21 protein-coding genes are annotated in these 26,002 nt (G+C 72.1%); 19 read left to right on the top strand and 2 right to left on the bottom strand.

What is annotated here, in order from left to right; genetic code table 11:
• The first annotated feature begins 55 nt into the window (after window positions 1-55).
• The 13 genes from BGP73_RS06975 to BGP73_RS06915 all read left to right on the top strand — a co-directional run bounded on the left by BGP73_RS06975 (window position 56) and on the right by BGP73_RS06915 (window position 16,759).
• Window positions 56-754 (top strand): ABC transporter ATP-binding protein, encoded by a 699-nt coding sequence (locus BGP73_RS06975; protein WP_069812640.1) that lies wholly within the window; start codon window positions 56-58, stop codon window positions 752-754.
• On the top strand, window positions 754-3,270 hold the full coding sequence (locus BGP73_RS06970; protein WP_069812638.1) for an ABC transporter permease: 2,517 nt from the start codon (window positions 754-756) through the stop codon (window positions 3,268-3,270). Before BGP73_RS06975 ends, BGP73_RS06970 begins: the two co-directional genes overlap by 1 nt.
• 109 nt (window positions 3,271-3,379) lie before the next feature.
• Window positions 3,380-4,153 carry a class I fructose-bisphosphate aldolase gene (locus tag BGP73_RS06965; protein ID WP_079127267.1) on the top strand — a complete coding sequence of 258 codons (774 nt, stop codon included), beginning with the start codon at window positions 3,380-3,382 and terminating at the stop codon, window positions 4,151-4,153.
• 226 nt (window positions 4,154-4,379) lie between these two features.
• On the top strand, window positions 4,380-5,501 hold the full coding sequence (locus BGP73_RS06960; RefSeq protein WP_069812637.1) for a 3-dehydroquinate synthase II: 1,122 nt from the start codon (window positions 4,380-4,382) through the stop codon (window positions 5,499-5,501).
• Window positions 5,491-6,471: a UbiA family prenyltransferase gene (locus tag BGP73_RS06955; protein WP_069812635.1), complete on the top strand. Its 981-nt coding sequence runs from the start codon at window positions 5,491-5,493 to the stop codon at window positions 6,469-6,471. The genes BGP73_RS06960 and BGP73_RS06955 overlap by 11 nt, the downstream gene beginning before the upstream one ends.
• A 126-nt stretch (window positions 6,472-6,597) precedes the next feature.
• Window positions 6,598-7,779, top strand: a complete 1,182-nt coding sequence (locus tag BGP73_RS06950) for an acyl-CoA dehydrogenase family protein (RefSeq protein WP_069812633.1) — start codon at window positions 6,598-6,600, stop codon at window positions 7,777-7,779.
• Window positions 7,776-8,918: an SDR family oxidoreductase gene (locus tag BGP73_RS06945; RefSeq protein ID WP_069812631.1), complete on the top strand. Its 1,143-nt coding sequence runs from the start codon at window positions 7,776-7,778 to the stop codon at window positions 8,916-8,918. Before BGP73_RS06950 ends, BGP73_RS06945 begins: the two co-directional genes overlap by 4 nt.
• Entirely contained in the window at window positions 8,915-9,916 is a 1,002-nt protein-coding gene (locus BGP73_RS06940) for an SDR family oxidoreductase (protein WP_069812630.1), read from the top strand. Before BGP73_RS06945 ends, BGP73_RS06940 begins: the two co-directional genes overlap by 4 nt.
• Window positions 9,913-11,448, top strand: coding sequence for a PEP-utilizing enzyme (locus BGP73_RS06935; RefSeq protein WP_069812628.1), 1,536 nt, complete (start codon window positions 9,913-9,915; stop codon window positions 11,446-11,448). The genes BGP73_RS06940 and BGP73_RS06935 overlap by 4 nt, the downstream gene beginning before the upstream one ends.
• Window positions 11,441-11,770, top strand: a complete 330-nt coding sequence (locus BGP73_RS06930; protein WP_069812625.1) for an acyl carrier protein — start codon at window positions 11,441-11,443, stop codon at window positions 11,768-11,770. The genes BGP73_RS06935 and BGP73_RS06930 overlap by 8 nt, the downstream gene beginning before the upstream one ends.
• Window positions 11,770-15,321 (top strand): AMP-binding protein, encoded by a 3,552-nt coding sequence (locus tag BGP73_RS06925; RefSeq protein ID WP_069812623.1) that lies wholly within the window; start codon window positions 11,770-11,772, stop codon window positions 15,319-15,321. Before BGP73_RS06930 ends, BGP73_RS06925 begins: the two co-directional genes overlap by 1 nt.
• Before the next feature lie 59 nt (window positions 15,322-15,380).
• On the top strand, window positions 15,381-16,118 hold the full coding sequence (locus BGP73_RS06920) for a maleylpyruvate isomerase family mycothiol-dependent enzyme (RefSeq protein ID WP_170837761.1): 738 nt from the start codon (window positions 15,381-15,383) through the stop codon (window positions 16,116-16,118).
• A gap of 62 nt (window positions 16,119-16,180) precedes the next feature.
• On the top strand, window positions 16,181-16,759 hold the full coding sequence (locus BGP73_RS06915; RefSeq protein WP_069812619.1) for a hypothetical protein: 579 nt from the start codon (window positions 16,181-16,183) through the stop codon (window positions 16,757-16,759).
• A 345-nt stretch (window positions 16,760-17,104) separates the two neighbouring features.
• On the opposite strand, the gene BGP73_RS06910 is transcribed toward BGP73_RS06915, so the two are convergent.
• Together BGP73_RS06910 and BGP73_RS06905 are read right to left on the bottom strand one after the other, a co-directional pair.
• Window positions 17,105-17,815 carry a helix-turn-helix transcriptional regulator gene (locus BGP73_RS06910; RefSeq protein ID WP_069812617.1) on the bottom strand — a complete coding sequence of 237 codons (711 nt, stop codon included), beginning with the start codon at window positions 17,813-17,815 and terminating at the stop codon, window positions 17,105-17,107.
• A gap of 109 nt (window positions 17,816-17,924) precedes the next feature.
• A complete protein-coding gene (locus BGP73_RS06905; protein WP_170837760.1) occupies window positions 17,925-19,253 on the bottom strand; it encodes a cation:dicarboxylate symporter family transporter in 1,329 nt (442 codons plus the stop codon).
• Between the two features lie 219 nt (window positions 19,254-19,472).
• Here BGP73_RS06905 and BGP73_RS06900 point away from each other — a divergent pair, with 219 nt between their 5' ends.
• The 6 genes from BGP73_RS06900 to BGP73_RS06875 all read left to right on the top strand — a co-directional run bounded on the left by BGP73_RS06900 (window position 19,473) and on the right by BGP73_RS06875 (window position 25,915).
• Complete coding sequence (locus tag BGP73_RS06900) at window positions 19,473-20,147, top strand: response regulator transcription factor (protein WP_069812614.1); 675 nt, start codon at window positions 19,473-19,475, stop codon at window positions 20,145-20,147.
• Between the two features lie 16 nt (window positions 20,148-20,163).
• Window positions 20,164-21,600: a sensor histidine kinase gene (locus BGP73_RS06895; protein WP_139134530.1), complete on the top strand. Its 1,437-nt coding sequence runs from the start codon at window positions 20,164-20,166 to the stop codon at window positions 21,598-21,600.
• Between the two features lie 51 nt (window positions 21,601-21,651).
• A complete protein-coding gene (locus tag BGP73_RS23465; RefSeq protein WP_069812610.1) occupies window positions 21,652-22,299 on the top strand; it encodes a helix-turn-helix transcriptional regulator in 648 nt (215 codons plus the stop codon).
• Window positions 22,300-22,456: 157 nt separating this feature from the next.
• Entirely contained in the window at window positions 22,457-23,209 is a 753-nt protein-coding gene (locus BGP73_RS06885; RefSeq protein WP_079127262.1) for a succinate dehydrogenase cytochrome b subunit, read from the top strand.
• A 1-nt stretch (window position 23,210) separates the two neighbouring features.
• Window positions 23,211-25,169 carry a fumarate reductase/succinate dehydrogenase flavoprotein subunit gene (locus tag BGP73_RS06880; protein WP_069812606.1) on the top strand — a complete coding sequence of 653 codons (1,959 nt, stop codon included), beginning with the start codon at window positions 23,211-23,213 and terminating at the stop codon, window positions 25,167-25,169.
• Window positions 25,166-25,915 carry a succinate dehydrogenase/fumarate reductase iron-sulfur subunit gene (locus BGP73_RS06875; RefSeq protein WP_069812604.1) on the top strand — a complete coding sequence of 250 codons (750 nt, stop codon included), beginning with the start codon at window positions 25,166-25,168 and terminating at the stop codon, window positions 25,913-25,915. The genes BGP73_RS06880 and BGP73_RS06875 overlap by 4 nt, the downstream gene beginning before the upstream one ends.
• Window positions 25,916-26,002: the final 87 nt, after the last annotated feature.

Here is a 26,002-nt window from a genome sequence, read left to right as displayed (position 1 = left end):
TCCGATGGTCCAGTCAACTGATATGCGTTCAAGACGGAATGGAGACTGTTGCCCGATGGCGCAAGAGAAAGTGGTTCTGCGGGCCCAAGGGTTGCGGCGCGAATTCACCAGCGGGGACACCGTCGTGGCCGCGGTCAAGGACTGCAGCCTGGAGGTGAGCGCCGGCGAGCTCGTCGCCATCGTCGGCAAGAGCGGTAGCGGAAAGTCGACGCTGGCCAACCTGCTCTCGGGCCTGGACCGCCCGACGGCCGGCACCGTCACGCTGCTGGACCGCGACCTCGCCACGCTCGACGACGCGGAGATGGCCCGGATGCGGGCCCAGGAGATCGGGTTCGTGCTCCAGAAGGACAACCTGATCCCCTCGCTCACCATCGAGGAGAACGTCGCGGCCCCGCTGGTCATGGGGGGCCTGAAACTCTCGGTGGCGCTGGAGCAGGCCCGGGAGATGCTCGCCGAGGTGGGGCTCGACCACCGGGCCGGCCAGTGGCCCGGCCAGGTCTCCGGCGGTGAGGCGCAGCGCGCGGCCGTCGCGCGGGCGTGTGTGGTCAAGCCCGCCATCGTCTTCGCCGACGAGCCGACCGGTGCGCTCGACGAGGAGAACGGCAAGCAGGTGCAGGAGATCTTCCACAAGCTCGTCAGCACCACCGGCGCGGCCGGCGTGATCATCACCCACGACCTGGACCTCGCGGCCGGCGCGGACACCGTCCTCACCATCGCCGGCGGCTCGGTGGCCAGCATGGAAAGGAAGGGCTGATGGCACTCGACGCCGACCGCCTGGTAGCCCGTTCGCTCGGCCGCAGTTGGCGGCAGCGGCCCGCCCGGATGCTCTCGGCGATCGTCGCCGGCATCGGGGGCGTGCTGCTCACCACCGCCATGCTGCTGGTGTCGATGTCGGTGCTCGACGCCGTGGCGGGGGCCTCCATCAGCGGGGTCCGGGACGACGTCGTGGCGGTGGAGGCGCGAGCCCCCGGCGGCATGGACGCCGACGTGGTGCGGCGCGCCGAGGAGACGGCGCCCGGCGCCACCTCCCGGGCCCTGGTCATCAGCACCCGCGCCGGCACCGGGGCCGACGCCGCGGCCGATCCGGTGATCGTCTTCGGGGTGGACCAGAACCTCGGCGACCTCACCGACAAGGGCCTGTCGAAGGAGATCGCGGACACCCGGCTCGGCGCCGACGAGGTCTTCCTCTCCGCCGGTTGGGCGAAGGACCACGGGCTCGCCAAGGGCGACGCGCTGAACGTCACCTCGCCCACCGGGGTGCAGAAGTGGAAGGTCGGCGGGCTGCTCTCCGGGGACGTCGCCAACCGGGGCGCCGTGGTGATCGCGCCGCTGCCCTCGGTGGCCACCGCCTTCGAGCGGGGCACCGCGACCGACGTGCTCCTGGTGGACTCCGCCGGCCGGGACTGGAGCGCGGTCGCCGCGTCCGCCGAGCGGGCGGTCGACGGCGCCGCCGACGTCAAGCGCCCGGACGAACTGCTCTCCGGCTACAGCAAGACCTTCCAGACCTCGCTCACCATCCTCGCGATGTTCGCCGCCATCGCGGTGGTGACCGCCGCCGTGGTGCTCTTCCTCAGCTGGCGGCTGGCGCTCGACGACGCCCGGGCGACGCTGGCGCGCACCCGGCTGCTCGGGGTGCGCAGCAGGCACCTGATGGTCGGTTCGGCGATGGTGATGGTGCCCGTACTGCTCGGCACCTACGTGATCGGCGCCGGGCTCGGGGTGTGGATCGGATCCATGCTCGGCTCGTTCACCCGGCAGATCACCGACCTCACCCAGCAGGCCGTCACCCCGGGGCTGCCCTGGGAGGTGCCGGTGGTGGGCTCCTTCGTCGGCGCGCTGCTGATGTTCGGCGCCGCCTGGTACGCCGGGGTGCGGCGCTTCTCCAAGATCACCGCCATCGAGGCGGTCAGCGGGGACCGCCAGGCCCAGATGACCCCCAGCGGCTTCCGGCTGCCGTTCGTCGCCGGTCTCGCCTCGCTCGTCATCGGGGTGGCCCTGGTGCTGCTGGCCGGGCCGATGGTGAAGTCGGTGAGCCTGCTCTTCCTCTTCCTCGCGGCGGCGCTGCTAGCGGTGGTGCTGCCGGCCGGCGTGGGCATGGTGCTGCGCCGGGGGGAGCCGGGCCCGCTGCGGCTCGCGGTGAGCCGTCAACTCCAGCTCGGCTGGCGCCGCAACGCCGCGCTGAGCATCACCTTCAGCATCGCCATCGTCAGCTCGATCGCCATGGCGGGCGTCGCCAGCAGCATCAAGGACGAGGTCGCCGGGTCCGTGGAGCGCTGGACCCGCGGCGAGCTGTACGTCCAGGCGGCCGAGGTGGGGCGGAACCTCCAGAACGAGAAGTTCTCCCGCTCCCTGGAGGAGGAGCTGCGCGCCGTGCCGGGGGTCGACGCGGTCACCTCCTTCACCTACGACAGCGTCACCATCGACGGCAAGAAGACCCAGGTCTGGAACTGGGGCGAGGCCGACCACGAGAAGCTCACGGCGCTCGAGGTGGCCGAGGGGAAGCAGGACTTCATCCCCGAGTTGGGCCCGGACGAGCTGGTGATCTCCTCCAACTTCGCCCGCACCAAGGGTCTTGAGGTCGGCGACACCATGGAGCTGCCGCTGCCCAGCGGGCACCGCGAGGTGCGGGTGAAGTCGGTGCTGGAGGACTCCGCCTCCGACGGCGGGATGCTCGTCTCCGGCGAGGCGCTGCACCAGGAGCTCACCGCCTCGCAGGGCGTCTACGAGTACTACGTGGGGGTCGCCGACGGCGCCGACGTGGAGAAGGTGCGGGCGGACCTGGAGAAGACCGTCGCCGACCGCTACCCCGGCGCCGTGGTGATCGACCGGCAGGAGATGCGGGACGCCTTCGCCGGCATCACCGCCCGGCTGGTCAGCTCCTTCGAGGCCTTCGCCTGGGTGATGTTCGTGCTCGCGGTGCTGGTCGGCGGCGCCACCCTCGCCTCCGGGCTGGTCGAGCGGCAGCGGGCACTCGCCCTCACCCGCCTCGCCGGCGCCTCCCGCAAGGCCGTCAGCCGGCAGCTGGTGTGGGAGTCGGTGGTGATCGCGGTGAGCGCCTGGGTCATCGCGCTGCCGGTCGGCTGCCTGGCCATCCCCGGGATGCTGGACGCGCAGGCCGGCACGAGCGGTCTGCTCCCCGCCACCTCGGTGCCGGTGGTGCTCAGCGTGGTCAGCCTGCCGTTGGTCGTCATCTGCATGTTGTTGGCCCTGGGCGTGGGCAACCCGCGCCGAGCCAACCCGCCGCTGCGGGTGCTGCTCGCCCACGAGTGATCTCGGCGCGAGACAGCCACCCGCCTTCTCAAGTGCCTCGGGGCCGAGGGATCGCACCCCGGCCCCGGGCACGGCTACCCGATCACTTTCACCGGAGAGGAACAGGGCTTTGATCAGTGGGAAGGAACGGCGCCTGAGGCGCCTGCTCGGAACGGACAGAAGGACTCTTCTCGTCGCCGTCGACCACGCGGTGACCACCGGCGGTGTGGGTGGGCTGTCGCGGATGCGGTCCGTCCTGTCCGACGTGGTGGCCGGCGGCGCGGACGGTGTCGTCGTGCACCGGGGGTCGGCCGCCAACTCCATGCCGGTCCAGCGCGGCACCGCCATGATCGTCCACCTCTCGGGCAACACCCAGCTCAGCCCGGGCAGTGAACTGAAGACCCGGGTGTGCGAGCCGGAGACGGCCGCGGCGCTGGGCGCGGACGCGGTCTCGGTGCACGTCACCTTCGGCGGCGGGCACCAGGAGGACCGGGCCGCCCTGACCGACCTCGGCAGGGTGGCGGCCTCCTGCGACCAGCTGGGGCTGCCGCTGATGGTGATGACCTACGTGCGCAGCGAAGGCGACGACGACCAGCGGGGCCAGCAGATCATCCACGCCAGCCGGGTCGCCGCGGAGCTGGGCGCGGACATCGTCAAGTCCGCCCACCCCGGCCGGGAGAACCTCGCCGAACTGGTGGCCTCCGTGGAGGTGCCGGTGGTGCTCGCCGGCGGGGAGGTCGAGGCGGGTTGGGACGACTACGTCGCCTCCGCCAAGGACGCCATCGGCCGCGGGATCGCCGGGCTCTGTGTGGGCCGCCGGGTCTTCGGCAGCCCCGACCCGGCCGACACCGTGGCCCGGTTGAGCGCACTGGTGCACGGCGAGGCGCCCGCTCGGGCGGCCTGAGCCGGCGGCCGAGCCGCCCACCACCCCCACCGGGATCGGCAGCCCGGCACGGCCGCCCGCCACGAGGGCGACCGTGCCCGGCGACGACCGCGCCGGACGTCCCGAACCGATCCAGCGGAGGCCGGACGACCGCCTCCGAGACCCCTGCGGTTCCGCGCCGCCACCACGTCCGCACCGGGGCGTGCGGCGGGCGGGGCCGAACACCGCAACAGAGGATGTGAGACGAATGACCGGCACCGAACTCTGGGTCGACGTCAGCACGCTGACGCCCGCCGAGACGCCCGACGCGCTGGCCTACCTCCGCTCGTCCGCCGCGACCGTACTGGTGATGCGCCACGACCAGTACGCGGAGTGGCAGCCGGTGGAGCGGCTGCGCACCGCCTGCCTGGTGGGGGCGGACGAGGCGGAGAAGACCGAGGAGATAGCCGCCGACGAGCGGATCGACGCGGTCATCGCCAGGTCCCCGGCCGATATCGAGCGCGCCCGGCAGGTGGCGGGCGCCCGCCAGATCGGGGTGCGCTGCGAGATCGTCGACGGCGACACCATGAACGAGGCGGCGGCGCTGTCCGGCAAGGTGGACCACGTGATCGCCGCGTTCAGCGACGACACCAACATCCCCCTGGAGCTGCTGCTGGCGACCGCCCAGAGCACCCGGACGGGCGTGGTGAAGCAACTGCTCGACACCGCCGAGGCCGCCACCGTGGCCGGCGTGCTGGAGTGCGGCCCGGCAGGGCTCATGGTCTCGGCGGAGAACCTGCGCGCGGTCGACCTGGTCGCCTCCGTCCTCGCCCAGAGCCGGCAGGCGCACAAGGACCTGGTGCAGCTGGAGGTCGTCCGGGCCGAGCCGGTGGGGATGGGCTACCGCGGCTGCATCGACACCACCACCCTGTTCGGCGAGGACGAGGGCATGATCATCGGATCGACGTCCTCGGGCGGCATCCTGGTCTGCGCCGAGGTGCACTACCTGCCGTACATGAACCTCCGTCCGTTCCGGGTGAACGCCGGGGCCGTGCACAGCTACGTGTTCGGCGCCGACCACACCGCCTACATCACCGACCTCGCCGCGGGGGAGAACTCGTACGCCGTCGCCGCCGACGGAACCTTCCGCGAGGTAGGGATCGGGCGGATCAAGACCGAGGTCCGGCCGCTGCGGCTGATCGAGGCCCGACACGGTGACACCACGGTCAACGTCATCCTCCAGGACGACTGGCACGTGCGGGTCATGGGCGGCGACGGAAAGGCCGTGAACCTCACCGAGGTCAAGCCCGGCAGCACCCTGCTCGGCCTGGTCACCGAGCCGGGACGGCATGTCGGCATCAAGGTCTCCGAGCGTATCGATGAGCGCTGAGAGCACTCGGACAGCGGAGCCACAGGCGCCGGCGGCGGCCGGGGAACGCTCGGCCGGGCAGGTCGCCCGAGCGTTCCTGCGCCTCTCCAAGGTCACCGTCTACCAGCACTTCTTCCCCTGGGCCCTGGCCGTGGCGCTGCTCGGCGCGCAGGCCTGGCGGCACGAGGGCGCGCCGGTGGCGCTGGCGCTGTTCCTGCTCGCCTCGGCGGCGATCGTGGCCTGCACCTCCGGTGTGGACGACATCGTCGGCTACCACAACGGCAGCGACGCGGCGAACTACCGGGAGGGCGACCTCGGTCGGGACATCCGGCGCAAGCCCCTGCTCAGCGGCGCCATCAAGGTGGCGGAGGCGCGGATCTTCGTCGCCGCCACCGGGGCGCTGGCGCTCCTGGCCGGCCTGGGCGGCTTCGCGGCCCTCGGCTGGCAGGCGCCCGCCGCGGCGGTGGTCATCTTCCTGGTGGTGGGGTTCTGCTCGGTGCAGTACTCCGGAGGGCTCCGCTTCAGTTTCCGGACCGGTGGCTCGGAGACGATGCTCGGCCTGGTCACCGCGGGCGGGCTGGTCTTCCCCCACCTCGCCGTGGCCGGTCGGTGGTCGGCCGCCGCGGTGCTGGAAGCGCTGCTCATGGGCCTCTGGCTGGTCATGGTGATCTCCTGCTCCAACGTCAACGACAAGGAGGGGGACGCCGCCGTCGGGCGCAAGACGCTGGCGGTGGTGAGCGGGCCACGGGTGTTCAAGGCGGCGATGATCGCCTTCTTCGTGGTCGACCTGGCGCTGCTCGTGGCACTGGTGACGCTGGACGGCGCCCCGTGGTGGTCGGCGCTGGCGGTGTTGCCGGCGGTGGGCCTGCACTTCGCCCAACTCTGGTTCGGCGTCGGCCGCGACAGCTGGCTCAAGGCCCGGCTCTGCGGCTTCATCGCCTACGACGTCGGCTTCCTCGGACTGCTCGGCATCACCCTGTTCCTCAGCTGACCGGCCGCGCCCGGACGTCCGGAACCCGGACGGCCGGCGGCGGGCCCGGATCGCCACCCGGCAGCACGACAACAAACGAAAACCCGTATCGCGTTATCGGTCCCACAGGCTCGTATAGGGGGAAACATGGCCGTCGGTCACGACGCCGGTCCAGCCCGTCCCTTCGGTTCGCTCCATGACGCCGTCCATCAGGCGCTCGACGGCCTCGACGACATCGGCGAGCTGCGCCGCTTCCCGCGCCAGGTGCTGGAGCGCCTGGGCAAGCTGGGTGTGCTGCGCGAACGCTGGCGCGGCGACTGCCCCGGCGATGTGGTCTTCGGCGCCGAACTGGCCGAGACGGTCGCGGCGAACGCGCCCACCGGGATCGCCGTCGGCGTGAGCCTGCACACCGAGTCCGTGCTGTCCATGCTCCACCGCTTCGGCACCACCGACTACCTCGCCGAACTGCGCGAGCGCGCCCTCGACGGCGCGGCGATCGGCGCGGTCGCCGCGAGCGAGCCCACCGGTGGCAGCGACCTGTCCGCGGTGCGGACCGTGGCGGTGCCCGACGCCGCCGGATGGCGGATCAGCGGGCGGAAGAAGTACGTCTCCCTCGGCGCGGTCGGCGACTTCGTCGTCGTGCTCTGCCGGGTCGCGGACCGAGCCGGGAAGCCCACCCGCCGACTGGCGACCGTGGTCGTCCCGCTGGCCGAGGCCGAGGTCACCCGCGAACACGAGAAGCTGGGGACCCACGCGCTGGACACGGTGGCGGTCGCCTTCGACGACGTGCTCGTGCCGCACGAAGCCCTCCTCGGCCGCTCCGGGCTGGGGCTCGCCAACATCAGCTACGGCCTGACCTTCGAACGGCTCGCCGTCGGCGCCCAGATCCTCGGCGCGGTCGGCCACGCCCTGTCGCTCGCCGTCGAACACACCGAGCGCCGCAGCCAGTTCGGCGCCCCGCTCCGCTCGCACCAGCACCTGGAGTACCGGCTCGCGGACGTCCTGGTGGAGCTGGAGGTGCTCCGCGGCGCGGTCTACCACACCGCCCGCCAGCTGGTCGACAACCCGCTCGAACGCTCCCTGGTGGCGCGGGTGGCGGCCGTCAAGGTGCACGCCGCCCGGAAGGCCGAGTACCTGGTCAGCGAGTGCATGCAGATGTTCGGCGGAGCCGGCTACCTCCCCCAGGAGACCCCCTTGGGCCAGATCTGGCAGGACGTACGGCTGGCCCGGATCGGGGGCGGTACGGACGAGATGATGCTCGCGCTGGTGGCCGGGGAGCTCTCCGGCGCCGCCAGGGCCTACGACCGCGGCGTTCGGATCTCCTCGTGAAGGGCCCGGAGGACCGCCCGCTGCGCCTGCTGGTCGCCGGCGCCACCGGCCAGGTCGGGCAGGGACTGCTGGAGGCAGCCGCGGCACACGGCGGGCAGGCGCCCCGGGTGACCGCGCTGGTCCGCCGCCGGCGCCGGACCGGCCAGTTGCTGGGGGAGCAGGTCGTCCAGCAGGTCGTCGGGGACGTCACCCGCCCCCGCTGGGGGATGACCGAGGCCCAACTGGACGAGCTGGGCGAGATCGACTGCGTGCTCGACCTCGCCGGCACCACCGACTGGACGGCCAGCCACGCCGCGCTCGACCGGACCAACGTGCTCGGCGCCGCCCACGGCCTCGACCTCTGCCTGGAACTGGGGGAGCGCACCGGACGCACCGTGCCGTACCTCTACGCCAGCTCGGTCTTCGTGGCCGGGCTGGCCGACGGGGCCGTCCCGGAGGACCTGCTGCCGCCGCACACCGACCGCACACCGTACGAGCTGAGCAAGTGGACCGCCGAACGGGCCCTGGTGACCCGCGCCCGGCAGACCGCGCACCCCGTCCTGGTGGCCCGGGTCGGCGGAGTCATCGGCAACTCCGTCACCGCCCGGACCACCCGGCGAAGTTCGCTGTACCAGCTGGTCTCCCCGCGGGAGGCGGAACACGCCCTGCCGGTGCTGCCCGCGCAGCGCGGCGCCCGGGTGGACACCCTGCCGCGGGACCTGATCGGCGAGTCGCTGCTGCGGCTCCTCCGGTACGGCGACCGCAACGCCTGCGCGGACTGGCGGGGCGGGGTCATCGCCCAGGTCGCGGCCGGTGAGCGGGCGCCGACCCTCGCAGCGCTCCTCGCCCAGCTGGACGCGATGGACGGCTCGGCCCGCTACCGCATCCCCCGGCTGGTGCCCGCCTCCCGCGGAATGCTGGAGACCCTCACCAGAGCCGGCAGCCGGTACGTGCGCTGGAGCCGGAAGGCCGGCAACCGGCTGCACGGCCTGCGCTACGTCACCGTCAACCGGGTCTTCGAGAGGTCCCGCTTCGCGGCCCTGACCGGAGGCTGGTTGCCGTCCGTGCCGTTGGAGACGGTGCTGCGCGTCACCTTCGGCCTCGCCGAACCCGCCCCGGTCACCGCGGGCGAGGAACTGCCGCTCGGGAGGTTCCAGTGAAGGTTCTCGTCGTGGGAGCGTCCGGCTACCTCGGGTACTGGGTGACCCGGAGCCTGACGGAGTCGGGGGACGAGGTCTGGGAGCTGAGCAGGCGCGGCCGGGCCTGGCACGGCAAGGCGCTCAAGGGCGACGTGCTGTCCGGCCGGCTCGGACTGGACGAGGACGCGCTGCGGGAGCTGGCCGAGGTGGACACCGTGGTGTCCTGCTTCGGGTCCGTCGACTGGGACGCGGACCCCTCGGCCCTGGTGGGCCTGCACCTCTCCGGCACCCGCAACGTGCTCAACACCGCCGCCGAACTGCCCTCGGTCCGCCGGGTGGTGCACATCTCCTCGCTGCTGGCGCTCGGCCGCGCCGAGGGCGTGGTGGGCAACCGAGAGCTGTCGGTGGGCCAGACCTTCCGCAACTGGTACGAGTACGCCAAGTACCGTTCGGAGGCGCTGGCCCGGCAGGAGCGGCGGGTGCCGGTCAGCATCGTCCGCTTCGGCCCGCTGCTCGGACCGGCCCCCGCCGAACTCGTCCCGCTGACCGGCGGGCCGCTCCAGGCGCTGCCCAACCTCCTCCAGGGCTTCCCGCTCTTCCTGGAGCGGGGCGGGCGGTTCCCGGTCTACGCGGGTGACGTGGCGGCGGCCGGGCAGGTCGTGGCCGACCTCGCGCACGCCGACGAAGCCCCCGAGGTCTGCACCTACTTCGACCCCGCCAGGCCCACCCTCGCCCGGCTCCTGCACGAACTGTGCCTGCCGTGGGGGACGGTGCCCCGGCTCCTCGAAGGCGGCACCGGTCTGCGCCGGCTCCAGCGGCTCGCGGGCGGCCGGCTCGGGCTGTCGGCCAGCACCCTGGAGTACACCGCCCGGCTGCCCGTCCTCGACCCCGAGGTGCTCGCCGCGCTGCCCGGGCCGGCGCCCGGCGAACGCCCCGGTTACGTAAGGGAGACAGCGGAAGTCCTGCGATCCGCGAAACGCGCGCTGCTTCCCGTCGATGCGGAGGAGAGCACACCATGACCGAGCCCGCGACCGCCATCTCGGCGAACCCGGCCGCACCCGCCCCCGGCGCCGGTCACCAACCGCCGTTCTGCCGGGTCGACACCCTGGTCCACCCGGAGTTGCGGGTGTACTCGGCCGGCAACTTCGGCGAGGTCGCCCCCGAACGGCTCTCCCCCATGTCCTGGTCGCTGGTGGGCCGCCCCATGGAGTTGGGCACCCGGCGGTTCTTCGGCCGGGTGCTCGGGCACCCCCGCTGGACCACCGGATCCACCTACATCTTCACCGGCTACCTGGGGCTGCGCCCGTACCACAACCTCACCGCCTACTGCCATGTCGCCGAGGAGGTGGTGCTGACCGAGCCGGAGGACGTCACCGAGGCGTACTTCGAGGGCGTCGAGCCACCGCCTGCCGCCGCGGTGGAGCGGGTCATGGGCTGGCGCAAGGTGATGGTCGGCCCGCGGATGATGCGCGAGCTGCTGCGGCTGCGCACCCGCAACGCCAAACTCGAACAGGCCGTGTTCGCCTTCGAGCAGGACGTGCGGGAGGCCCGCCGCTCCGGCATGCAGTGGCGGCTCGGCGACTTCGTCAGCCGCGGCAAGCGGCTCCTGGAGGTCGCCTGGGAGGTGCACATCACCTGCACCTCCGGCGCCGTCGCCGCCGAGGTCATCCGGCGCAAGGTGACCGACCGGCTCACCCCCAACGCCTCCTCGGTGGCCGGCTGGCTGCGGGAGCCGGCCGAGTTGCCGTGGAACCGGCTCTACGGCCTCACCGGCATGCGCGAGGGGCCGGCGGAGTTCCTGGAGAAGGTCTTCTACGAGGTGGCCGACGAGCACGCCCCTTGGTCCGACTACGCCGTCCGGGCCGTCGCCCAGCCCATGGAGGGCGGCGGCGGCACCCAGGAGGTCAGCCCCCGCGAGGCCCTGGTCGGTATGCGCAGCGCGCTGCGCGGCCGGGCGGTGGACGCCTCGGTGCTCTTCCTCGGCGACATGATGTCGGTCCGCGAGCAGAGCAAGTCGCTGGCGATGCGGCTGCTGCACGTCCACCGGACGCTCGCCGCCGAACTGGCCGCCGCCCGCGGGGTCGCCCACGACGACTGGCCCTACATGTCGATGGACGAGCTGAGCGGTCCGCGCGTACCCACCCCCGAGGAGGTGGAGCTGCGCCGCGAGTCCAGCGCCGAGGCGCTGGGCCTGGAGATGCCCGACTACCTGGACCTGCGCCCCGACGCGGCGCCCGACACGGCCCCGCGCCGCCGGCCCACCGGGGTCTCGCCGGGGGTGAGCGAGGGGGTGGCCATCGGCATCGAGGACATGCCGACCCACGAGGCGGCCGTGCTCGTCTGCGAGAGCGCCGACGCCAACATCATGCCGCTGCTGCCCTTCGTCAGCGGTGTGGTGACCGCCCGCGGCAGCCAGTACTCGCACGTGGCGATCCTGTGCCGGGAGATGGGCGTGCCGGCGGTGGTCTCGCACCCGCTGGCCTCCGTCATAAAACCGGGCCAGCGGGTCTATCTGAACGGTGACAACGGAGAAGTGAGGACCCTTGACTGAGAACCCCACCACCGCGTCCGCGACCGCCGACCGGCCGGTCGAGTACACCACCGAGGAGGTGCTCGCCAAGCTGGAGGACGCCATCGCCGCCGACCGCCCCCGGCGGGACCTGCGGCTGACCGACTCCATCACCCAGGACATCCGCCTGGACTCCCTGGCGCTGCTCGAGGTGCTGACCCGAGTCGAGGACGAGTTCGACATCGAGCTGATCGACAACCCGGAGACCTACAGCGCCCGCACCGTCGGCGACCTCGTCGAGCTGGTCAAGGCCACCGCGCGGGCCGCCGCGGGCGGCGACGCCCCGACCCCGGAGAGCACCTGATGCGCGATCTGACCAGCTGGCTGGAGAGCCCTCCCGAGGACACCGGACTCCACTTCTACGACGGGAAGAGCTGGCACCGCACCGGCTACCCGGAGATGGCCGAACAGGTGCGGGGGGCCGCCGCGGCGCTGCGCCGGCAGGGGGTGCGGCAGGGCGACCGGGTGGCGCTCGTGCTGGGCACCGGGCCGGAGTTCGTGCGCTACTTCTTCGGCGCCATGGCGGTCGGCGCCACCCCGACCCCGATCGCCCCGGCCGGCTACCAGGGCCCCATGGACCACGCCGACTTCGTCGCCGGGCTGCTCGACACCCTGCGCCCCGGCTGCGTGGTCACCGAGGGCGCGACCCTGGAGACCGTCGCCGGACTGCCCGAGCGGATCCGCCGGAGCCCCGACGGCACCGAACCGCGGGTGATCGACGCGGGCCAGCCGCTCCCCGAGGGCGGCGAGCGGGAACGCGTCGTGCTGGAGAAGGACGACCTGGGGCTCATCCAGTTCACCTCCGGGTCCTCCAGCGCACCCCGGGGCGTCACGCTCACCAGCCAGGCGGTGCTGGCGCAGGTCTCCCTGCTGGAGCGCAAGTACCGGATCGGGCCGGGCTGCTCCTTCGGCTCCTGGCTCCCGCTCCACCACGACATGGGGCTGATCGGCCTGCTGGTGACGCCGGTGCTCACCGGCTCCGACGTGTGGCTGATGCGCCCGGAGCACTTCGTGCGCAAGCCCCTCGCCTGGCTGGAGGTCTTCGGCAGGCAGGGCGGCACCCACGGGGCGATACCCAACTTCGCGCTGGAGAAGCTGGTACGCCGGGTGCGCTCCGAGGACCTCCAGGGCATGGACTTCAGCAGCTGGACCTCGCTGATCGTCGGCGCCGACCGGGTGAGCATGCCCGTGCTCGACTCGGTGCACCGGCTGCTGGCCCCGCACGGATTCGCCCGGGACACCCTCGCCCCCTCCTACGGCATGGCCGAGGCGACGCTGGCGGTGGCCGCCGCCGGACCCGGCCACGAGCCCGAGGCGCTGCTCCTCGGCTCGCCGGAGTTCAGCCAGGGCGAGCCGGTGGACGTGGTCGGGCGGCTCCGGCTCGGCGACACCCTCTCGGCGGACGACCGCCGGCACAGCGTGGTCTCCTGCGGCAGCGAACTCCTCGGAGTGGACCTCATGGTGGTCGGGGAGGACGGCCACGCCGTACCCGACGGACACGTGGGGGAGCTGCTGATCCGCTCGCCCTCGCTGTCCGCCGGATACTTCGGCGCCCCGCCGGAGGACGAGCGGTTCACCACCGGCGGCTACCGGACCGGCGACGTCGGCTTCCGGCACGAGGACGAGATCTACGTGCTCGGCAGGGTCGGCGACTCGGTCAAGGTCAACGGACGGTACGTCACCGCCGAGGACGTCGACCTGGCGCTGGTACGGGCGCTGGGGCTCCAGCACGACAAACTCGTGGTGGTGCTGGACTCCACCGCCGGCCGACCCGCCGTCCTCGTCTGCCTCCAGCGCGGAGCGGCCCGGGTCGAACCGGAGCGGATCGGCGACGTGCTGGAGACGTTCGGGCTGAGCGTCGACCGCACCGCCGTCCTCCAGGTCGGCGCGCTGGCCGTGCCCCGCACGACCAGTGGCAAGCCGCAGCGGGCCAAGCTCTGGCGCGCGCTCTCCGAGGGCCGGCTGGAGGGGGTGCTCCTGCACCGCGGCGAGGACTTCCCCCACCGCTTCGAGCAGGACACCGGCGGAAACGCCCGGGTCGTCCCGGCTCACAGCCCCGAGAGCGGCCGGCCGGACTCCCGGGCCGAGGTGGGCGGGAAGGGACACCACCTGGAGCTGATGCGGCGGGCGGGGCTGCCCGTCCCACCCTTCGAGGTGCTCCGCGCCACCGAACTGCGGGAAGGCGTGCCCGGGCCGGAGAGCATCCGGGCATTACTCGACCGGCTCGCGGCGGCGGACCTGGACAGCGGGCCGGAAGGGGTGACCGGGCTGGCCGTCCGGTCGAGTCCGCCCCGGAGCATGCCGGGGATGATGGACACCCTGCTGGGCATCGGGCTGACCCCCGAGGACATCGGGCCGCTGACCCGGCGCCTCGGCGACGAGCAGGCCGCCTGGGAACTGCTCCGCCTCCAGGCACGCCACCTGTGCCTGCACGTCGCCGGGGCGGAACCGGCCCGAGTGGAGGCTGCCGCGGCGGGGGCGGACAGCCTCTCCGACGGTTACCGGGCACTGCACGGGCTGTACACCGAACTGACCGGCACCCCGTACCCGGAGGAACCCGCCGCCCAGGTGCGGCTCGCCGTCGAGGCGGTCCGCGACTCCTGGTGGTCGGAGCGGGCCCGGCAGTACCGGCGGGCCCACGGTGTACCGGACGAGCCGGGACCGGCCGTCGTGGTGCAGTCGCTCGTGTACGGCATGGCCGGAGAGGTCTCCGGCAGCGGCGTGGTGTTCAGCCACAACCCGGTCGACGGCAGCCCGGGCCTGTTCGGCGAGTACCTCGCCGGATCGACCGGCGAGGACCTGGTCTCCGGGGTGCGCACCCCTCGGCCGGTCGGCGCCCTCCGCGAGCAGGACGAGCGGGTGCACCAGGAGCTGTCCCGGCTCGTCGCCGGACTGCACCACCGGCTCGGGGCCATGGTCGAGGTCGAGTTCGTCGTCGAACGCGGCAGGCTGTGGCTGGTGCAGGTGCGCCCGGCGACCGCCGCGCCGCACGTGCTCAACCGCGTGGTGCTCGAACTCCGGGCGCAGGGCCGGCTCACCGCGCCCCAGGCGCTCGCCCGGCTGGAGGTGGACGCCCTGTTCACCCCGCTGCCGCCAGCTGTGGCCGGCGAACCGGACGGCCTGCTCGCCGTCGGCCTGCCGGCCTGCGCCGGGGTCGCGCACGGGCCCGTCGCCACCGAGGTCGACGAGGTCTTCGGGCACGCTCCGGGCGAGGCGGTGCTGCTGCGCCCCACCACCGAACCGGCCGACTTCGCCGGGATGGCGCAGGCCGCCGCGCTGCTCACCCTGGAGGGCGGCGGCACCTCGCACGCCGCGGTCGTCGCCCGGGAGCTCAACGTGCCCACCGTGGTCGGGGCGCGGATCGTCGACCCGGACTTCGCCGAACTGCTGCGGCGGCGCGCCGCCGGCGAGAGCGTGCCGCTGCCGGAGGTGACGGTCTGCGGTACCACCGGCCGGGTCTGGCGCGGCCGGGCCGCCGCCACTCCGGAGGTCTACGGCCGGGAGGAGTACGCCGACCTGCTCGCCGCCGTGGAGAGCGGGACCGAACTCCTCCTCGCGGGCGAGACGGAGGCGGACGCCCGCAGCTCGGCGCTGCCGCGCTGCGCCAGCGTCGAGGAACTGCCCGACGGCCCCGGCGACCGGACCGTCGCCACCGGCGACCCCCTGGTGGCCGAGGCATGGGCCGCCCGCGGCGGCACGGTGGTCTTCCTCCACCCGCCCGCCGACCCGGACCGGCCCTGGCACACGGCCCTACCGGACTGCCGGCTGGAGGCCGTCGTGCTGGACCGCCCCGAGCAGGCCGACCACGCCCGCTGGACCCTGGCGGTCAGGACCGCCAGCCGGAGCCCGGTGTGAACCCGGCTGGGACCGCGCGGCCGGGGCACCCGCGGCACGACGCCCCGTCTCACAGCTCCGTGCTGCGGGACCTGGCCGCGCAGTTCACCGCCGTCCGCGAACTGCTCGGGGCGCTCACCGAAGAGGACCTGGACCGTCCCACCCCCGCGGCGGGGTGGACGGTCCGGGACCAGATCGCCCACCTCGCGGACACCGAGGAGGTCGCGGCGGACACCGTGACCGGCGGGCCGCGCTCCTTCGCCGAGGCCGTCCGGCCGTACCCCGGTGCCGACGCCTTCACCGCGGCCGGGGTCGCACGGGGGGCCGGGCTGGACGCCGACCGGCTCCTGGAGTGGCTGACACGGGCTCAGGACGCCACCCTCGCCGCGCTGGAGAACGCCTCGCCCGACGCCCGGGTGCCGTGGGCGCTCGGTATGTCGGCCGGGACGTTCGCCCAGGCCCGCCTCATGGAGAGCTGGGCACACGGCTGGGACCTGGCGCAGGGGATGGGGCGCCCGCAGCGGTTCGGGGCGGAGGCGTGGCATGTGGCCTCCCTCGGCCACGCCACCCTGGCCTTCGCGCTGCGCCGGGCCCGGGCCCGGCCGCCCGCCGGGCACACCCTGCGGATCGACCTCGACGGGGGACCGCACGGCCGCTGGACGTTCGGACCGGAGGACGCCTCGGACGTGATCAGCGGCCCCGCCGAGGCGTGGGTGCGGGCGGCCACCCGGCGCGGAGCCGAGGAGGCGAGGCACCGCCTGGGGGCCGACGGCCCGTTGGCGCGGCTCGCCCTCACCCACGCCCAGGCGTACCTGTGAACCGGGCCGATCGGCGCGGACGGCACCACGACAGCAACCGACCGGAAGTGAGTGAGGAACCGATGACGCAGTTCTCTGACCTTCGCGAGGCCGGCGGCGCCACGCTGCACGCGCTGCGGGTCGCCGGATGGCTGGATCCGGAGCGGCTCGCCGCCTGGGACGTCGGCAACCCCCAGGAGGTTCTCGACCAGGCCGTGGAGGCCGGTCTGGTCCGGCAGGCGCAGACCCCCCGCGGCGCGATGTGGGGGCTCACCCCCGGGGGAACCGGCCGGGCCGAAGAGCTGCTGGCCCAGTGGCTGGCCGGGGACGACGGCCCCGGCACCGCCGCGCTGACCGCGGTGCTGACCGGCTTCGAGGCCCACGACGGGGAGTTGAAGAGCCTGGTGACCCGCTACCAGCGCGGCGCCCGGGACGACATCGGCGAGCGCCTCCGGGAGTTCTCGGAGCGCGCGGAGCCCGCCGTGCGCGAGGTGGCCCGGACGGCGCCGCTGTGGGCGACCTACCCGGCGCGGCTGGAGAACGCCCTGCTGCGGGTCGAGAAGGGCGATCTCACCTATGTGACCTCCCCGTTGGTGGAGAGCTACCACACCGTCTGGCACCTGGCCCACCGGGACATGCGCCTCGTGCGCGAGCAGGCCTGAATCCCCGACGCGAATCCCTGTCGGGCGGTTCGGGCTGCAAGCCGGTGGCTCCCATGGCCGTATTCCGACAGGGGGTGGCGTCCTTCTGCCGGAAGCCTTTCCAGCGGTCAGCGGTCCGGGGAGCATCATTTTCCCCAGATTCCGCACCGGGGTTTCCGGGGTGAGCGCTGTCCCGTAATCACTGGTGGGCGCACGACGGCAGCTACGGCACCTCGCCGCGTTGTCGGAACATCCTGATACGCCCAGTATCGGGACGTCCCTCCGCCTTGTGGCGCAGCGCGTCCGACGCCGTTGGCCGGTCCGCCGAGGACTTCCGGCGGACCGTAGCGCCAATGGGGACGCTCGTCAGGCCAGCCACCGCTGTTCCGAAGTCTCGAAATAGCCGAGACGGGCCGCTATCACCCCCGCCTCGAATCGGCTCCGAGCGTTGAGTTCCGTCATCACCCGGGCGACGGTGCGGCTCACCGTCCGCTTGGAAACGCTCATTTCGTGTGCGATCTGGTCGTCCGTCGCGCCTTCGGCCAGCATCCGCATGACGAGTCGGGTCTGCCCGTCGCCCGTCCAGGGGCCGCTCGCGGACAGTGGGGTGGCGTCCGCCCAGGTCCTCAGGAAGAGGTAGCGCAACATGCCGGTGGTCTCCGGGCAGGTGGACAGGGTCACCCCCCGGCCCGTCCCCCCGTCCTCCGAGACCGCACTGACCAGCGACGTCTGATCGTCCACCAGGGCCAGCGTGGCGGGCACCCGGGAAGCGGTGCGGACCTCGATGCCCGCGCGGAGCTGCCACCCCAGGTACTGGGCGAGGTGCGGCCGGGTGAGCAGCCGGGAGTCCCAGACGATGCTGACCCGCACCCAGCGCCGCAGCAGGGTGTTCATCGCCAGCGTCTCCTGCTTGATCTCCTCGGTGTCGAGGTCCGTCTCCGAGCGGAGGATCGTCACCTCGCGTCGGGCGGGCAGGAGAGCGGCCTGTAAGGTGAATCCCAAATTGCGTGAGGGAATCCTTCTGATTTTCTCCGCCAGGGAGACGGTGTCGTCAGTGGTGGTAGTGGTGACGGACATGCCGCGTTCCTCATCTTCTCTGCCGACGGGAATCTGACGTGAGTGCGGTATCGGGAAGGCAGTGCGAGTCGGGTGGCTGAGCTGATTTCCGGTCCTGGGTAAGAAGTCGCTATGTGTCGGAAATGCGGATGTCCACCACGTCGGGGTCGTCCGCCGGTCGGTCCGGTTCGACACGGCGTTGGCCGGTGAGGACTTCTCGCAGTCGCTCGGTGTCGAGTTGGCCGGCCCACTTGGAGATGACCAGGGTGGCCACGGCGTTGCCGACCAGATTGGTGAGCGCCCGGGCCTCGGACATGAAGCGGTCGATCCCGATGAGCAGGGCCACGCCCGAGACGGGAACCGAATGGGCCACCGAGATGGTGGCGATGAGCGTGAGCAGCCCCGAGCCGGTGACGCCCACCGCGCTCTTCGACACCACCGCCGCGATGGCCAGGAAGAACAACTGCTCGCCCAGGCCCATGGGGTGCCCGGCGGCCGCACCGATGTAGGTGGCGCCCATGGTGATGTAGACGCAGGTGCCGATCAGGTGGAAGGACTGGCCGCCGGCCATGAGCGGGGCGCTGGTGGCACGGGGGACCCCGGCGAGTTCCAGTTTGCGCAGGACCCGCGGGAACACCGGCCCGGAGGACGACGTCCCGATGACGAGGAGGATCTCGTAGCGCAGGAACCGCAGCAGGCGCAGCAGCGAGAACCCGTTGAGCCGGGCGAGCAGGCCCAGACCCAGGAAGACCGCGAGCGCGCAGGTGCCGAAGAACCCGAAGAGCAAGTGGAGCACCCCGGTGTCCTGCATGGACTCGTGTTGGCTCGTGGTGTTGGCCGCACCGCCGAAGGCGGCCAGCGGTGCGCCGACGAGCAGGATGCGGACCGCGCAGAAGAGGATGTGGCTGCACCGGTTCACCAGGTCCAGGACCGGGGCCGCCCGCCTGCCGGCCATCAGGATCGCCCCGCCGATCAGCACCCCGACCGTGAGGGCGTGCAGCGGGTTTCCGCCTGTGATGGCGGAGAACAGGCTCTGGGGCGCGATGGCGTTGACGCCGGCGGAGCTGTCGAAGACCCGCTCCACCTTCTCCAGCAGTGAGTCCAGTTGTGCCGAGGAGTCCTTGCCGCCCGACGTCTCCAGGGGGGAGAAGTTCAGCAGGTTCCCGGCGAGCAGGCCCAGCCCGAGCGCGGCCGTGGTCATGGCCTCGTAGTAGACGATCGCCTTCAGCGAGAGGCGGCCCATTCGGCGTCCGCTGCCGAGCGCCGCGACCCCGCCCACGACGGTGGTGAAGATGACCGGGGGAATCAGCGTCATCATGACCGAGATGAAACCGTCCGCCAGGAATCGGACGTGGGCGGCGGCACCGGGAGCGACCAGACCGAATACCGCCCCCGAGAACAGGCCCAACAGCACCCAGAAAGTCAGGGTTCTGTTGACGTGTTCCCTCGATACGGCCACCGCTGTCGACCCCCGTCCGGCACCTCCCGGGGGCGCTTGGGAAGAAGCCGGCCCGGGCACGCGGCCAGGCTAGGAGTCGCAGGTGAGTTCATCGCGATAGCAATGTCAGATCCATGCAAATTTAAGTATGGTCGGCCTGTCGGTCGAAGCGGCTCCGCGGGGTCTGGTGTACGGGGGCGCTCTGCCGGAATCGCGTGCGTCCGGAATCAGGGGGAATCTGTGAGGGCACTGCTGGTCGAAGACGATGCCGAGGTCGCGAGCGCCCTGGCGGACGGCCTACAGCGGTACGGATGGCAGGTGGACCACGTTTCGACCGGGGCGATGGCGCTGCGGAGCCGGGCCGGCAGCGATGTGATCCTGCTCGACCTCAACCTGCCCGACATGGACGGACTGGAGCTGTGCCGGTCGCTGCGGAACGCCTCACAGGTCCCGATCATCGCGGTGACCGCCCGGTCCAGCGAGATGGACCAGGTGATCTGCCTGCGACTCGGAGCCGACGACTACGTGGTGAAGCCCTACCGGTTGCAGGAGTTACTCGCCCGGATGGCGGCGGTCACCCGGCGGAGCGCGGCGCCCGCCGCGGGCGCGGTGGACCACGTCATCCGACGCGGCCGGATCACCATCGACCGGGCCCAGCACAAGGTGCTGGTGGACGGAGCCGAGGTGCAGCTGACACTCAAGGAGTTCGCGCTCCTCAACCTCCTGGCGGAACGGCCCGGTTGGGTCTACTCGCGCCAGCAACTCCTGGAGGCGGTGTGGGACCAGAAGTGGGCCGGGGAGTCCCGGACCCTCGACACCCACGTGGCGGCGCTCCGTCGGAAACTCGGCGCCGCGGGACGGATCAGGACCACCCGCGGCGTCGGTTTCAGTTTTGAGTCCGTGACCGGTAAGTAAGGGCGCACGGCCGAGCATGCGTCAGTTACACGTACTCGTCCAGGCACTGTTGATCGGCCTGGTGCTCACCGCCCTCGTGGCCGTCATCGGCGCCCTCACCGCCCAGCGGTACGTGGACGCCGCCACCGGCGGCCTGCGGGACGCGGCCCTCGCCCTGGCACCGGTCCTGTCCGAGGACCGGCCCAAGCCGCCGACGGCTCCGACCGGGGACTCCGCGGTCGGAGCCGACCGCGACCGCCTCATCGCCGGGTTGGCGGACGCCCGCGGTCTGGAGGCCGCCGTCCGCTGGCCGGACGGGACCCTCTCGGTCTCGCCGGGGGCCCCGCCGGCACTGGCCCAAGTGGTGCGGAGGCTGGAGGTCCGAGAGGGGCGGGTCACCGTCCCCGGGAGGGCGTCGATGCTGCCCGGGGTCGACGGGCGGCTCTCAGCCGCGGCCCCGTTCGCGGGCGACGGGGCGGAGCAGGGGGTGGTGCTCGTACGGCAGCCCGCCGCCGAGGTACGCAATCACATCCTGCTGGTCTGGGCGCTGCTGGCGCTCCTGGTACCGCTCGGCACCGCCTTGCTGGTCCTGCCCGTGTCCCGGCTGCGCCGGTCCAACCTGGAGGCGCTGGAGCAGATCGGCGACGCGGTACGGCTGCTTTCGGAGGGCTCCTTCCACGCCCGGGCGGACTACCAGGGAGGCATGGAAGCGCTGCGGCAGCTGACGACCGAGGTGAACCAGTTGGCCACCGTCTTCCAGTCCGCCATGGAGGAGCAGCGCCACTTCCTCGCGGACGTGGCCCACCAACTGCGCAACCCGATGGTGGCGCTCCGGCTGCGGCTGGAGAACCTCGGCCCGTACGTGACGGGGGAGGCCGAAGAACGGCTGGAGAGGGTGCTCGCCGACGTCGACCGGCTCGACCGGACGCTGACGGACATGCTGGACCACGCGCAGACCGTCTCGCACCGGGTGAACGTCCAGGTGGTGGACGTCTGCCGGGTGGTCGAGGAAGTCGTACGGGGCTGGGCCGCCACCGCGGCCGGGCGGGACATGCACCTCCAGGTCACCATGCCGCGCCACGCCTGGAGCCTGGCCCGGCCCGGCGCCGCCGAGCAGGTGCTCGACATCCTGCTGGCCAACGCCCTCAAGTACGCGCCGGAGGGCAGCACCGTACGGATCAGGGTGCTGGTCGGGGAGACCAGTGTCCGGATCGATGTGCAGGACGAGGGGCCGGGGCTGGGGGACGCCGAGCGGCGGGCCGCGCTGACCCGCGGCTGGCGCGGGAGCGGGTCCTCCCCCGGAAGCGGTATCGGGCTCTCCGTCGCCTCCAAGCTCACCGAGTCCTCGGGCGGCCGTCTGGAACTGCACCCGGGGGACCAGGGCGGGCTGCGGGCCACGCTCCGGCTGGTCGGCGCGCTGCCGACCGATCCGGAGCCGCGGCCCGTCGACAAGAGCAAGGCCGCGGCACCGTGAGGCGGCAGCCCGCGGCCGGTGGGACAGCGGATCGTTTCGAGGAGGTCGATCGTGCTCGTGGACGACTCAGGGGCCACCCGGCTGAAGAGCCAGGCCGAGCTCACCGCCGCCGCGCGGAAGATCGCGGGAGCGGGCGGAGGCCGACTCTTCTATTTCTGGAACCATGCCTCGGCCGAAGACCCCCTACTCGACGCGGTCCGCGGCTGCGAAGCCGAACTCCGCGGTAGCCAGCGCGAGTTGCATGCCGTGCTGCCCAGTTCCGCGCTGAAGACACCGGCCGTGGTGGAGCAGGTGGCGTGGCAGCGGGAGCAGGGCTTCGCGGTGCGCGGCAGCAGCGGTCTGCCGCCGGGGGCGATGCTGCTCGGCGTGGAAGGCGCCCTGCTCACGGTGCGCACGGGGTCGGGCCGCGGCTATGTGCGCGTGGAGGAAGCAGAGACGCTGTCGGTGCTCGCCGCCTTCGCGGACCTCCTCTGGGAAGGGGGCGACGACCTCTCCCAGGCTGGTGGGGAGCTGCCGACCACCGTCGAGCTGCGGGTGCTGCGGATGCTGAGCCAGGGTGCCACCGACCGTGCGGTCGCCCACCAACTCGGGCTCTCCGACCGCACGGTGCGCAGGGTCGTGGCCCAGTTGACAGACAGGCTGGGGGCGCAGAGCAGGTTCGAGGCCGGCGTCCGTGCCGTGGGACGCGGATGGATCTGACGCGGATCAGGTGGAGAAGATGCAACGAGAAGCTCACGATCCACCGTCGACCGGAGTCACAACACCGCTGTGACCAGTAGAAATAGCCGCAGCCTATGGCAAACAGTCGAACCACGTCTTGGACGTCTGATCGGGTGAGCCCTTAACGTCTGCTGATATGGCACCGGTGACAGCAACGCGCCCGCAGGGGCGTACGACGGATGAGGCGAAGCGGCGCGGGGCACCCCCGCGGCCACGCACCAAGATCGGCCAGGTCTGGCACTCCACGATCGGCAAGAAGGCGATCATGGCCGTCAGCGGCCTGATCATGCTCGGCTACCTCGTCGTCCACGTGATGGGCAACCTGAAGATCTTCTTCGGTCCGGACGAGTTCAACGCCTACGGCCACTGGCTGCGGGTGGTGGGTGAGCCCTTCATGCACCGCGAGTGGGTGCTGTGGATCGCCCGGGTCGTGCTGCTCACCGCAGTCGTCGCGCACGCCGTCTCCGCCGCCCAGCTGAGCCGCCGCGACATCAAGGCGCGCCCGGTCAAGTACGTCCACAAGCGGCCGCGGGCCAGCTACGCCACCCGCACGATGCGCTGGGGAGGAGTGATCCTCGCCCTCTTCATCGTCTGGCACATCCTGGACCTCACCCTCGGCACCGTGAACCCCGACTTCCAGTCCGGCCACCCGTACGAGAACGTCGTCGCCAGCTTCCAGCGGTGGTGGTCCGCCGCTCTCTACATCGTCGCGATGCTCGCCGTCGGCCTCCACATCCGGCACGGCTTCTGGAGCGCCGCGCAGACCCTGGGCGCCGGCGGCAAGGGCCGCGACCTCGCCCTGCGGGGGATCGCCAACGGCCTCGCGCTCGTACTGACCCTGGGCTTCATCTCCGTACCCGTCGCCGTCCTGACCGGAGTGGTGAGCTGACATGGCCGACAACGTCGACTACACCCGTTACACGTCCGGCGAGCCGATCGCCGACGCCAAGGCCCCCGAGGGGCCGGTCCAGGAGCGCTGGGACACCCGCCGCTTCCAGGCGAAGCTGGTCAACCCGGCCAACCGGCGCAAGCACACCGTCATCGTCGTCGGCACCGGACTGGCCGGCGGCTCCGCCGGCGCGACCCTCGCCGAGCAGGGCTACCACGTCGTCCAGTTCTGCTTCCAGGACTCGCCCCGCCGCGCCCACTCCGTGGCCGCCCAGGGCGGTATCAACGCCGCGAAGAACTACCGCAACGACGGCGACTCCATCTACCGGCTCTTCTACGACACCGTCAAGGGCGGCGACTTCCGCGCCCGGGAGTCCAACGTCCACCGGCTGGCCCAGATCTCGGTGGAGATCATCGACCAGTGCGTCGCCCAGGGCGTGCCGTTCGCCCGCGAGTACGGCGGTCTGCTCGACAACCGCTCCTTCGGCGGTGTGCAGGTCTCCCGCACCTTCTACGCCCGCGGCCAGACGGGCCAGCAACTCCTGCTCGGCGCCTACCAGGCGCTGGCGCGGCAGATCGCGGCCGGCAACGTCGAGATGCACAGCCGCACCGAGATGCTCGACCTCATCGTGGTCGACGGCAAGGCCCGCGGCATCGTCGCCCGGGACCTGGTCACGGGTCGTGTCGACACCTACTTCGCGGACGCCGTGGTGCTCGCCTCCGGCGGCTACGGCAACGTGTTCTACCTGTCGACCAACGCGATGAACTCCAACGCCACCGCCATCTGGCGGGCGCACCGCAAGGGCGCCTACTTCGCCAACCCCTGCTTCACGCAGATCCACCCGACCTGCATCCCGCGCACCGGCGACCACCAGTCCAAGCTCACCCTGATGAGCGAGTCGCTCCGCAACGACGGCCGGATCTGGGTGCCCAAGGCGGAGGGCGACAACCGCCCACCCAACGAGATCCCCGAGGACGAGCGCGACTACTACCTCGAGCGCATCTACCCGTCCTTCGGCAACCTCGTGCCCCGTGACATCGCCTCCCGCGCCGCGAAGAACGTCTGCGACGAGGGGCGTGGCGTCGGCCCCGGCGGCCAGGGCGTCTACCTCGACTTCGCCGACGCCATCAAGCGGATGGGTCGCAAGGCCGTCGAGGCCAAGTACGGCAACCTCTTCGACATGTACCAGCAGATCACCGACGAGGACCCCTACAAGGTCCCGATGCGGATCTACCCCGCGGTGCACTACACGATGGGCGGGCTCTGGGTCGACTACGACCTGCAGACCACCATCCCCGGTCTGTTCGCCATCGGCGAGGCCAACTTCTCCGACCACGGGGCCAACCGCCTGGGCGCCTCCGCGTTGATGCAGGGCCTGGCGGACGGCTACTTCGTCCTGCCGTCGACCATCAACGACTACCTGGCCCGCAACCCGCACAGCGACGAGGTCTCCGCAGACCACCCGGCGGTCACCGAGGCCCTCACGGAGACCGAGGAGCGGCTGCAGCGGCTGCTCTCGGTGGACGGCGACCGCACCCCGGACTCCTTCCACCGCGAGATCGGTGAGCTGATGTGGGAGTACTGCGGCATGGCCCGCACCGAGGAGGGGCTGCGCAAGGCGCTCGACCGGATCCCCGAGATCCGCGAGGAGTTCTGGCGCCGCATCAAGGTCCCGGGCACCGGCGAGGAGTTCAACCAGTCGCTGGAGAAGGCGAACCGGATCGTCGACTACCTGGAGCTGGCCGAGCTGATGTGCCTGGACGCGCTGCACCGCAGCGAGTCCTGCGGCGGTCACTTCCGGGAGGAGTCGCAGAGCCCCGACGGCGAGGCCGCCCGTAAGGACGAGGAGTTCTCCTACGCGGCCGCCTGGGAGTTCACCGGCACCGGAACCGCCCCCGTCCTGCACAAGGAAGACCTGGTCTTCGAGTACGTCCACCCCACTCAGCGGAGCTACGCATGAAGCTCACCCTGCGCGTCTGGCGGCAGAAGAACGCCGACGCCCCCGGTGCCATGTCCACCTACGAGGTGGACGGGATCTCCTCCGACATGTCCTTCCTGGAGATGCTCGACACCCTCAACGAGCAGCTCATCCTGGAGGGCGAGGACCCGGTCGCCTTCGACCACGACTGCCGCGAGGGCATCTGCGGCGCGTGCAGCCTGGTCATCAACGGTGACGCCCACGGCCCGGAGCGCACCACCACCTGCCAGCTCCACATGCGGTCCTTCAAGGACGGCGACTCGATCGACATCGAGCCCTGGCGAGCGTCGGCCTTCCCGGTCGTGAAGGACCTCGTCGTCGACCGCTCCTCCTTCGACCGGGTCATCCAGGCCGGCGGTTACATCACGGCCCCCACCGGAACCGCGCCCGAGGCGCACGCCGCGCCGGTGCCGAAGCCGGACGCCGACTACGCCTTCGAGCACGCGGAGTGCATCGGCTGCGGCGCCTGCGTCGCAGCCTGCCCCAACGGTTCGGCCATGCTCTTCACCTCGGCCAAGGTGAACCACCTCAACGTCCTGCCGCAGGGCTCCCCCGAGCGGGAGTCCCGGGTGCTGGACATGGTGGCGACCATGGACGAGGAAGGGTTCGGTGGCTGCACGCTGACCGGCGAGTGTGCCACCGCCTGTCCCAAGGGCATTCCGCTCACCTCGATCACCCAGATGAACAAGGAGTGGCTGCGCGCCACCGGGAAGTCCGGCAGGGGCTGACCGCATCCTCCCGCTCGCCTGACAGAACGTCCGGCTGCCCGCGCCCGATCCGGCGCGGGCAGCCGGACGTTTCTTCGTCGGAGCACC

Origin of the sequence: Streptomyces sp. TP-A0874 (assembly GCF_001748085.1) — a bacterium.
In the GTDB taxonomy this organism is placed as follows: Bacteria; Actinomycetota; Actinomycetes; order Streptomycetales; family Streptomycetaceae; genus Streptomyces.
The sequence above is the reverse complement of the archived record's forward strand: the minus strand, read 5'-3'. Positions and strand labels throughout refer to the sequence as shown.